At 75.3% G+C, this 3,144-nt stretch carries 2 protein-coding genes; both read left to right on the top strand.

Features of this window, described 5'->3' with window-relative positions:
• The coding region (locus RIF68_RS32285) for an LLM class flavin-dependent oxidoreductase (RefSeq protein WP_375165766.1) at positions 1–597 on the top strand (597 nt) is incomplete at its 5' end.
• A 9-nt stretch (positions 598–606) separates the two neighbouring features.
• The gene (locus RIF68_RS32280) at positions 607–2,979 is read left to right on the top strand and encodes an excinuclease ABC subunit UvrA (RefSeq protein WP_309054817.1); all 2,373 of its coding nucleotides are present in this window, start codon (positions 607–609) and stop codon (positions 2,977–2,979) included.
• Positions 2,980–3,144: the final 165 nt, after the last annotated feature.

Here is a 3,144-nt window from a genome sequence, read left to right as displayed (position 1 = left end):
GCCCATCCGGGGGTGCACGCGCGGCCGGCGGAGGGGCTGCGGGTCCCGCCGTTCGTGCTGGCCATGGGCGAGGGGGCCGCCATCGCCGCCGAGGCCGGGCTCCCCCTGGTCATCGGGGACCTGCGGGGCCGCTCGCGCCTGCTGGCCGCCGTGGAGGCGTACCGGTCGGCCTTCCGGCCCTCCGCGTGGGCGGCCGAGCCGTACGTGGTGGTCGCGGGGACGGTGGCGGTGGCCGGGGACGAGGAGGAGGCGCGGCGGCTGCTCGTGCCGGAGGCGTGGGCGATGGCGCACGCCCGCACCCGCGGGGACTACCCGCCGCTCGCGCCCGCCGGGCGGATCGAGGCGATGACGATGACGCCGAAGCAGCGGGGCTTCTACGAGGACGGGCTGCGGGGCCATCTGCACGGTACGGAGGAGCGGGTGGCCGAGGAGCTGGAGCGGGTGGTGAAGGAGACCGGCGCGCAGGAGGTGCTGGTCACCACGAGCACGTACGACCGGGCGGCGCTGAGCGAGTCGTACCGGCGGCTGGCACGCGCGGTCGGCCTGCGGGCGCCCGCGGCCCCGGCCCGACCGGGGCAAAGCGGTCCCACCGGATAAAATCACCGGATGCGTGACAGCACCTCCGGCCCGGCTCCCGCCCCGGCCCACGACCCGTACGTCCGGGTGCGCGGCGCCCGCGAGCACAATCTCAAGGGGGTGGACGTCGACATTCCGCGCGACGCGCTCACCGTCTTCACGGGAGTCTCCGGCTCCGGCAAGTCGTCCCTGGCGTTCGGGACGGTGTACGCGGAGGCGCAGCGCCGCTACTTCGAGTCGGTCGCGCCCTACGCGCGGCGGCTGATCCACCAGGTGGGGGCTCCCCGGGTCGCCGAGATCACCGGTCTTCCGCCGGCGGTCTCCCTGGAGCAGCGCAGGTCCACGCCGAACGCCCGCTCCTCGGTCGGTACGGTGACGGCGCTGTCGAACTCGCTGCGGATGCTGTTCTCGCGCGCGGGCGACTACCCGCCGGGGGCCGAGCGGCTCGACTCGGACGCGTTCTCCCCCAACACGGCGGCGGGTGCCTGCCCGTCCTGTCACGGACTCGGCCGGATCCACGACACGAGCGAGGAACTCCTCGTGCCCGACCCGTCCCTGTCGATCCGTCAGGGGGCGGTGGCGGCGTGGCCCGGGGCCTGGCAGGGGAAGAACCTGCGGGACGTCCTGGACGCCCTCGGGTACGACGTCGACCGGCCCTGGCGGGAACTCGACGCCAAGGACCGGGAGTGGATCCTGTTCACCGAGGAACAGCCGGTCGTCACCGTGCACCCGGTGCGCGAGGCGGGGCGGATCCAGCGCCCGTACCAGGGCACGTACATGAGCGCCCGGCGGTACGTCCTGAAGACCTTCTCGGACTCGCGGAGCACGACGCTGCGCGCCAGGGCGGAGCGGTTCCTGACCAGTGCGCCGTGTCCGGTGTGCGGCGGGAGCCGGCTGCGGCCGGAGGCACTCGCCGTGACCTTCGCCGGCCGGACCGTCGCGGAGCTCGCCGCACTGCCGCTCACCGCCCTCGCCGCGCTGCTGTCCGCGCACCGGGCCGAGGCCTCCGAGACGGCGCGGGTGCTCACCGACGACCTGCTGGCCCGGATCGCCACCGTCACCGAACTGGGCCTCGGATACCTCGGTACGGACCGGGCCACACCGACCCTCTCCAGCGGGGAGCTGCAGCGGCTGCGGCTCGCCACCCAGCTGCGGTCGGGCCTCTTCGGCGTGGTGTACGTCCTGGACGAGCCGTCCGCCGGCCTCCACCCGGCCGACGCGGACGCGCTGCTCGTGGTCCTGGACCGGCTGAAGGCCGCGGGCAACTCGGTCTTCGTCGTGGAGCACCACCTGGAGGTCGTCCGGCACGCGGACTGGCTGGTGGACGTCGGGCCCGGGGCCGGGGAGCACGGCGGCCGGGTCCTGCACAGCGGGCCGCCCGCCGGTCTCGCGGACGTGCCGGAGTCGGTGACCCGGCGGTTCCTGTTCGACCGGGACCCGGGGCCGGCGCGCACCGTGCGCACGCCCTCGGGATGGCTGCGCCCGGGGCCGGTGACCCGGCACAACCTGCGGGCGGTGGAGGCGTCGTTCCCGGTCGGTGTGCTCACGGCCGTGACCGGGGTGTCGGGGTCGGGGAAGTCGACCCTCGTGGCGGCCCTGGACGAGGACGTACCGGGTGTGGAACGGCTGGTGACGGTCGATCAGAAGCCGATCGGGCGGACCCCGCGCTCCAACCTCGCCACGTACACGGGCCTCTTCGACGTGGTCCGCAAGCTGTTCGCGGAGACCGGGGAGGCGCGGGCGCGCGGTTACAGGGTGGGCCGGTTCTCCTTCAACGTGCCGGGCGGCCGGTGCGAGACCTGCCAGGGCGAGGGCTTCGTCTCCGTGGAGCTGCTGTTCCTGCCGAGCACGTACGCGCCGTGCCCGGACTGCGGCGGGGCCCGCTACAACGCGGAGACGCTGGCGGTGCGGCTGCGCGGGCTGACCATCGCGGAGGTGCTCGACCTGACGGTGGAGGCGGCCACCGGCTTCTTCGCCGGCACCCCGGCGGCGGACCGCAGTCTGCGCACGCTGCTGGACGTGGGCCTCGGCCACCTGCGGCTCGGACAGCCCGCGACGGAACTGTCGGGCGGTGAGGCACAGCGCATCAAGCTCGCCGCCGAACTCCAGCGACCCCGCCGGTCGCCCACCGTGTACGTCCTGGACGAGCCGACCACCGGCCTGCACCCGGCCGATGTGGAGGTCCTGATGCGCCAGCTGAACGGCCTGGTCGACGCCGGGCACACCGTGGTGGTGGTCGAGCACGACATGGACGTGGTCGCCGGCGCGGACTGGGTCGTCGACCTCGGTCCGGGCGGTGGTGACGAGGGCGGCCGCGTCGTGGCCGCGGGCCCCCCGGCCGAGGTGGCCCGCACGCCCGCGAGCCGCACGGCGCCGTACCTGGCGGCCCGGCTCGCCCGGTGACGGGGGCGGTGATGGCGGAGGCCCGCTCTCCTGCGGCACCTGTGGCCCCGGGCGCGCGGTAGTGTCCCGTGGGGGTCGCGCACAGGGGGCGGCTTCCGTCAGCGGCGGTGTGACGTCCGGCCGGGGGCCGGGGCGGGGGGTTCCGAGCGGGAGCCACGCTCGTGC

It is taken from the genome of Streptomyces sp. (assembly GCF_031178505.1).
Classification (GTDB): domain Bacteria; phylum Actinomycetota; class Actinomycetes; order Streptomycetales; family Streptomycetaceae; genus Streptomyces; species Streptomyces gulbargensis.
Note: the sequence above shows the minus strand (reverse complement) of the source record. Positions and strands in the feature narration are given on the sequence as shown.